Origin of the sequence: Olivibacter sitiensis DSM 17696 (assembly GCF_000427965.1) — a bacterium.
Lineage (GTDB): Bacteria > Bacteroidota > Bacteroidia > Sphingobacteriales > Sphingobacteriaceae > Olivibacter > Olivibacter sitiensis.
The window spans coordinates 1-6,621 of the sequence record NZ_ATZA01000085.1; the positions used below are offsets into that span (position 1 = coordinate 1).

The window sequence follows — 6,621 nt, forward strand, 5'->3', positions numbered from 1 at the left end:
TACCTTGCCAAGTTTGTTTCCTTGCAGGCTTATTATACCATTGCCGGGCGCGACCTGGAGCGAGAACTCGTTCCATTATTATTGGACCAAAAAATCGGATTGATGGTCTGGAGTCCGTTGGCGGGAGGCCTCTTGAGCGGAAAGTACGGTAGGAATAGTATTGTGGAGGATGGGCGTCGGNTGAATTTTGATTTTCCTCCCGTCAATAAGGAAAAAGCTTTTGATATCATCGACGTCATGCAGGGCATTGCAGAGGACAAGGAGGTAAGCGTTGCACAGATTGCCCTGGCCTGGCTGTTGCACCAGTCGGTAGTGACATCGGTCATCATCGGAGCTAAAAAGCCGGAACAGCTGGAAGACAATCTGAAAGCGGTGGACATCCAATTGACAGCAGACGAGCTGGCGCGATTGGACGCGGTGAGCAAGCTGGCTCCCGAGTACCCCGGCTGGATGCTGGAACGTCAGGCAGCCGACCGATAGGCATCTAGGCTTGCTTCCCGTAACTCACAACGCATAACTGGCAACTGATTAGTCATTCATCCCTCAAACTTTCCACTGGGTTCGCATTAGCTGCCCTATAGGCCTTGATGGACAGTACCAATAGGGCAATGGACAGCATACCCAAGGCCGTCATGGCAAAGATAGTCCAGCTGAGGTCTATGTGGTAGGCAAAGTCTTCCAGCCAGCGCTGCGTGAAATAGGCAGCGATGGGAAAGGCGATGAGACAGGCCACTATTACGAGCGCCAATAGGCCTTTGAGCAGCAGGACGATAATCTGTGCTACACTGGCACCCAGCACCTTGCGAATACCGATTTCCTTTGTCCGTTGGTTTGCCGTGAAGATGCCCAATCCCACCAATCCCATACAGGCAATGGTGATGGCCAGTCCCATGGCCCAATGCAGTAGATTGGACAGTCGCATGTCTTTCAGGTAAAAGTTCTCGATATGCTTGTCGAAGAAACTATAGTCAAAATCGTTTTCAGGATAGAGCTGTTTCCATACTTGCTCTATTTTCTCGATGCCGCTATGCCATGTGGCCGTGTTGGAGGATCTAAAAGCTACGTGTATCATGTAGCCTCTTTTGTTATCGCTCCAATACATCAGGGGTCTGATTGGTGTGCGTAAGGAAGCGATATTGAAATCTTTCATCACGCCCACGATGGGGGTCGGATCGCCGAAGTCCATGACCTTGCCCAAGGCTTCCTGTGGCGAATTAAGTCCCAGCAGCTTCACCATGGACTCGTTAATGATCATTTCCCTGCCCGAATCCGGGAGATGAACATTGCGTCCCGCAACGAGCGGTATTTGGTAGACCTTCAGGTAACTGGTGTCTCCGTTCCGTGCATCTACTTGCAGCTGCCTTACTACATCGCCCTCCTTGTAGGAAAGGCCATTGCTCATACTTCCTCCCATGGCGGGCGACTGGTTGCCCAAGCTTACCGCTTCGATTTCTGGAATGCGCTGCAATTCGTCGCGCAGCAGGAATTTCTTTTTGCTGCTCGGATCCATGAAATCGGGAATCATAAAGGTGATGATGGCGTCTTTTTTGAATCCCATATCCTTGTTCTTGGCAAAGTCTATCTGTCTGCTGATGACCAGTACGCCAATCATGAATACCTGCGCAATGACAAATTGGAATACAGTAAGTCCCTGTCTTATCCAAGTTGTTCTCGATTTGCTACTGTTTTTGCTCAATTGATTTTTAAGTACCTCGATGGGCTGGTAGGACGTAAGTACCCATGCGGGGTAAAATCCGGCTATGAAAGATATTATGAGCGTCAACACGGCCAAGTAGCCTACGACATGGCCATGCAGCATATCCGAATAGTTCATTTCCTTTGGTACAAAACCGGAAAATGCCTTGAAGATCATGGGCGAGATCAATACCGATAGGCAGGTGGCAAAAAGCGTGATAAGGAAAGTTTCCGTAAGAAATTGCGATACCAGTTGCCATTTGCCACTTCCCAAGGTCTTTCTTACGCCTATTTCCTTGGCCCTTTCTATGGATTGAGCAGTAGATAAGTTGATGAAATTGATAGCTCCCAGTAAAACCAAAAATATAGCAAGAAGTGACAGATTGCGCAAGGTGGATTTTTCAACGGCGCTATAGTTGAAGTCTTTGTTGAAATGGACATCGGACAATGGCTGCAATAACCTTTCTTCTTTTCCCTCACCATCTTCACGCTCTATAAAGCGATCGGCCAGTTGATTAATCTGCTTTTCAACCTGTTGTGCCTGTGCATTGGATGCCAAGAGCACTAGACACTGGGATACATCGGAAATACTGTTCCAGCGGTCGTAGCTGAAGAAATCACCGAGGCTTGGGCTGACCTTGACCGATGCCAAAGAGAAGACAAGTTTCTTCTCGAACGCCGTGTTGCCTTCCATGTCACTTACAACTCCGGAAATTGTCATAGAGATCGTGTCGCTCACAATGATGGTTTTTCCCAGTGCTTCGCTTGGCGTGAGACCGGGATAGTACTGCTGCAACTTGCTCTTGCTGATGACAGCCTGCATAGGTGCCTTCAATGCAAAGTTTTCGTTTCCGGCCAACCACTTATGCGGAAATAGGTTGAAATAGTTTTCATCGGCAAAAACCAGTCCCTTTTCCTTCTTGAACAGCTTGCTTTGCTGACCGTCTGATGTTGGAATCTTTACATTGGGCGACCAACCGTCGTAATCCAAGAGGTGTGCCACGGATGTGATTCCGCTGACCTCGTTTTTGATGTGTTCCGGTAACGGAGCCTGTACTCCACTGTTTTTCCAATCGGCACCATTGGTCACTACGCGGTAGATCCTGTGGTTGTTTGGCACTCGCTGTTCGTAACTGTACTCGTGCCTGATGATGAGGTAAATTACGAGTGCGGCACTGATGCCGATAGCCAAACCCAGCACATTGATGGCCGTGGTGATACGATTTCTCCAGAAATGGCGAATGGCAATAGTGAAATTTCTTTTTATCATATTCTTAGTATTGAGATATGCGTATTGCGTATTGAGATATCAAACGTCAGAAAATCTCCTCAAGTTTTAAGTAGTAAGTATTAAATTATCTTGTGTTTCAGCTATTTGCATACTTTATAACTTACAACGAATAACTTTCTCCTTGTCAAGAGGCGCATATCAATGCGCCTTTACTCGTCACGTAGTGAGTCCACCGGATTGGACAACGCGGCCTTGATGGTCTGGAAACTCACCACAACCATGGTAATCAACAAGGCGCTAAGTATCACGACAGCAAAGACCCACCAGCCAATTTCCGTATGGTATGTGTATTTCTGCAACCATCCATGTAAAAAATAATAGGCGAGGGGGCTGGCAATGAGGCTGGCCAGCACAACGAGCAGCACAAATTCGACTGACAGCAGCCTCCAGAGCTGGAACACGCTTGCCCCGATTACCTTGCGAATGCCGATTTCCTTGCCCCGCTGCTCGGCCATATAAGAGGCCAAGCCAAAGACTCCAAGGCTATTGATAATCACGGCCAATAAGGCAAAACAGGTCGCCAATTGTCCAACGGCATCTTCCAGGGTAAACTTATTGGCATAGCTCTCGTCCACAAATTGGTAGTCAAAAGGCGCATTAGGAATGACTTCCTGAAATACCTGCTTGATTTGCTGCAAGCTTTCACTGGCACTTTTGTTGGGATTTAAGCGCATGTTGATCCAGTTGACGTTGTATTCGTCCAATAGATAGACCGTTTGCTTCACGGGTTCGAAAGGGGAGGACATAACCATGTCATTGACCACGCCGATGATATGGTAATCCCTACCGCTCCAACGCACGGTTTTTCCCACTGGATCGGCAATACCCATGAATTTCACTGCTGCCTCGTTAATGATAAGACCTAGAGAATCCGTTCCGAAGTCCCTGGAATAATCACGTCCTTGGTTTACTTGCCACCGTATGGTGCTGCCATAGTCGTGGGTAACATAAATGGTGGCAAAATCGGTGTTGAGGTCGGGATCTTTGCCTTCCCATTCAAAACCGCCACTATTGGACCAAACATCAGTTAATGGGCTGGACGATTCGGATAGTTCCTCTATGGCTCCTTTTTCTTTCAGCTTGGTGCGCAATACGTCATGCTTTCCATAGAAATCGGGCGTACTCATGGCCACCATGATCATTCCCTCTCTTTCATAACCCACGGGGCGGTTTTTGGTAAACTGAATTTGCTGGTATACGATGATAGTCCCGATGATCAAGGCCACCGAAATGGTGAACTGAAACACCACGAGCGCTTTTCTGGGCAATGCTGCCAAATGACCTATCCGAAAGGTGCCTTTCAATACGGTCAATGGATTGAAAGAAGACAGGTAAAACGCCGGATAGCTTCCAGCCAATATCCCTGTCAAGAGGATAAACACCAATCCACCGCACCAAAACCATGGATTTGCCCAAGGTATTTCCATACTTTTGTACGCAATATCGTTGAACCAGGGTAGCAGCAGCAATACCAAGAGCAAGGCGAAGAAATAGGAGATGGTGGCTATCAGTACGGACTCGCTAAGGAATTGTGCCACGAGCACCTTTTTGGGCGATCCCATCGTTTTCCGTATGCCCACCTCCTTGGCTCGTTTTTCCGAACGGGCGGTACTTAGGTTCATGAAATTGATACAGGCCAGGGTCAGCACAAAGGCTCCTATGATGCTAAATAGTTTTACGTATTCGATAAGACCGCCAACTACCTTTCCGTCCTTCCATTCGTTGCGCAGTCGCCAGTCCTTCATGGGATGCAGCAGGATTTGCGCTTTGAACTTCTTCGCTTCTTCTGGAACACGGTTGAGCTTGGCATTGGCGATTTTGCTGTTTACGGTCTCAAAATCGGTATGGCCGGCTATTTGCGCAAATAACTGGAAAGAATTGTTGTCCCATTGTGTCTCCGATCTTTTTATCCAGGGCTCGGATGTAACGTAGAGGCTCCAGGGTGCAATGAATTTCAACTGTCCAAATGTTGTATTGGCTGGCAGGTCGGCATAGACCGCGGTGACTTTCACGTCCATAGTCTGGTTGATCTTCATCACTTGATGTAAGGGATCCTTGTCCCCAAAGAATGCCTTAGCCGCCGATTGCGACAACATGATGCTACTCGGATCACGTAAACCCTCCAATTCGCCCTGCACGATATCCAGCGATAACATTTTAGGACCATCTATGTCCATATAGATACCCATTTGGTTGAGATGTTTGTCTTGATAGGAAAGAATGCGGTCTCCATCCCATGAAGCCATGACCACATATTTGAAATGATCGCCATAGTTGTTTTTCAACTCCTCGCCCAGCGGAAACGGTTGGGCCACTTGCGAAAAGGTCTGCCCATTCCACTGCTGTATCTGTACGGCCTGGCCAATTTTGCTGTAATTACGGTGATACTTGTCAAAAGATAGTTCGTCCCATACCCAAAGGGCAATCAGGATGAAGACGGCCATGCCCAAGCTCAATCCTACGATGTTGATGGCGGAAGATTTCTTGTTCTTGGCCAAGCTCCTCCATGCGGTTTTAATGTAGTTCTTTATCATATTCTTAGTATTGAGATATGCGTATTGCGTATTGAGATGTCAAACGTCAGAAAATCTCCTTGCGCTATAAGTGATAAGTAATAAGTTTTAAATCTTCCGGTAGCTATGGCCACATGGGTACTTTATAACTTACAACTTACGACGTATAACTTTCCTGCTCTAGTCTTTGAGCTATACATAAAGTGTGCTGATGTGTTATATTATTGATTTATAGGTTTTTGTGTTTTATCGCCTTGGTTGAAATTGTACGATAATGTACACCAGGTGTCCGAAAACGGACAGGTTGATTGTGAGTTCCAACATGATCTTCTTATAATCTGGAAAACCAATTTTTTAAGCCTAGGCTGGCGTGAAAAACTGCTAGTACTTTTTTATGATATTACCCTAAAAATTGCACTTGCGATGGAAACGACCAATGCCATTTTGATAGTAGATGATTTGAAGGGACGCCAACTGGCATCAAAAATGTCTTTGAATTTTATGGGGACGCTTGGTCTTCTTGTAACAGTTAAAGAACATGGTGTGATATCAGCTGTAAGACCTTATATTGAAAAAATCCAAACTACAACAGATTTTGGGCTTTCAAGCTCGCTAGTGGATCTGGTACTTGAAAGAACTGGTGAAAAACAATCTTTGATGCAAAGCCGGCGACAAAAGGCGATGCGCTAGTGGAAATCCAAAACCTTATCCCCATACGCAGCCTTATCCATCAGCATCAAATTCATTAAGGTGTCGGAGAGCGGAGAGGGGCGAGTTTACCTTTGCAAACTTCCTTAATCTGCCAAAGGTTGCAATTTCAATTGATATTTTATCACTACTGACCGACAAAAAATAATTTAAGGAGCTGCCATATCTGGCAAGCTCCTTTTTTCATATTTTGGTTTTACGACAAACTAAAAATATGAGTGATAAAAATACAGAAAAGAAATTAGTCGGTCAGCCAATCTTCAAACAATTATTAGGTTTTATTCCAAGGAACAAATTTGAGATGCTTGTGAGCAAGCACCGGTCTGACCGCTATTACAAGACCTTTGATTCATGGACACAACTCATGACGATGCTGTTCGGAATATTCAGCCGATGTGATTCTATGGGCGAGAT

The 6,621-nt window shown here is 46.2% G+C and carries 5 protein-coding genes; 3 read left to right on the top strand and 2 right to left on the bottom strand.

Annotated features, from left to right (window positions below; genetic code table 11):
* Positions 1–21: 21 nt before the first annotated feature.
* The gene (locus tag A37S_RS0122150) at positions 22–480 is read left to right on the top strand and encodes an aldo/keto reductase (RefSeq protein ID WP_084164012.1); all 459 of its coding nucleotides are present in this window, start codon (positions 22–24) and stop codon (positions 478–480) included.
* Between the two features lie 52 nt (positions 481–532).
* Here A37S_RS0122150 and A37S_RS0122155 read toward each other — a convergent pair whose 3' ends face one another.
* A complete protein-coding gene (locus tag A37S_RS0122155; RefSeq protein WP_028298837.1) occupies positions 533–2,965 on the bottom strand; it encodes an ABC transporter permease in 2,433 nt (810 codons plus the stop codon).
* Between the two features lie 170 nt (positions 2,966–3,135).
* Positions 3,136–5,520, bottom strand: a complete 2,385-nt coding sequence (locus tag A37S_RS0122160; protein WP_028298838.1) for an ABC transporter permease — start codon at positions 5,518–5,520, stop codon at positions 3,136–3,138.
* Positions 5,521–5,784: 264 nt separating this feature from the next.
* On the opposite strand from A37S_RS0122160, the gene A37S_RS26480 reads away from it, so the two are divergent.
* Positions 5,785–6,189 carry a PIN domain-containing protein gene (locus A37S_RS26480; protein WP_157279024.1) on the top strand — a complete coding sequence of 135 codons (405 nt, stop codon included), beginning with the start codon at positions 5,785–5,787 and terminating at the stop codon, positions 6,187–6,189.
* A gap of 232 nt (positions 6,190–6,421) precedes the next feature.
* A partial coding sequence (locus A37S_RS0122170) for a DUF4372 domain-containing protein (RefSeq protein ID WP_028298839.1) occupies positions 6,422–6,621 on the top strand: 200 nt, incomplete at its 3' end.

Coding starts and splice junctions, on each gene's coding strand:
- A37S_RS0122160 (WP_028298838.1), bottom strand. CDS start 5,520: ATGATAAAGAACTACATTAAAACCGCATGGAGGAGCTTGGCCAAGAAC.
- A37S_RS0122155 (WP_028298837.1), bottom strand. CDS start 2,965: ATGATAAAAAGAAATTTCACTATTGCCATTCGCCATTTCTGGAGAAAT.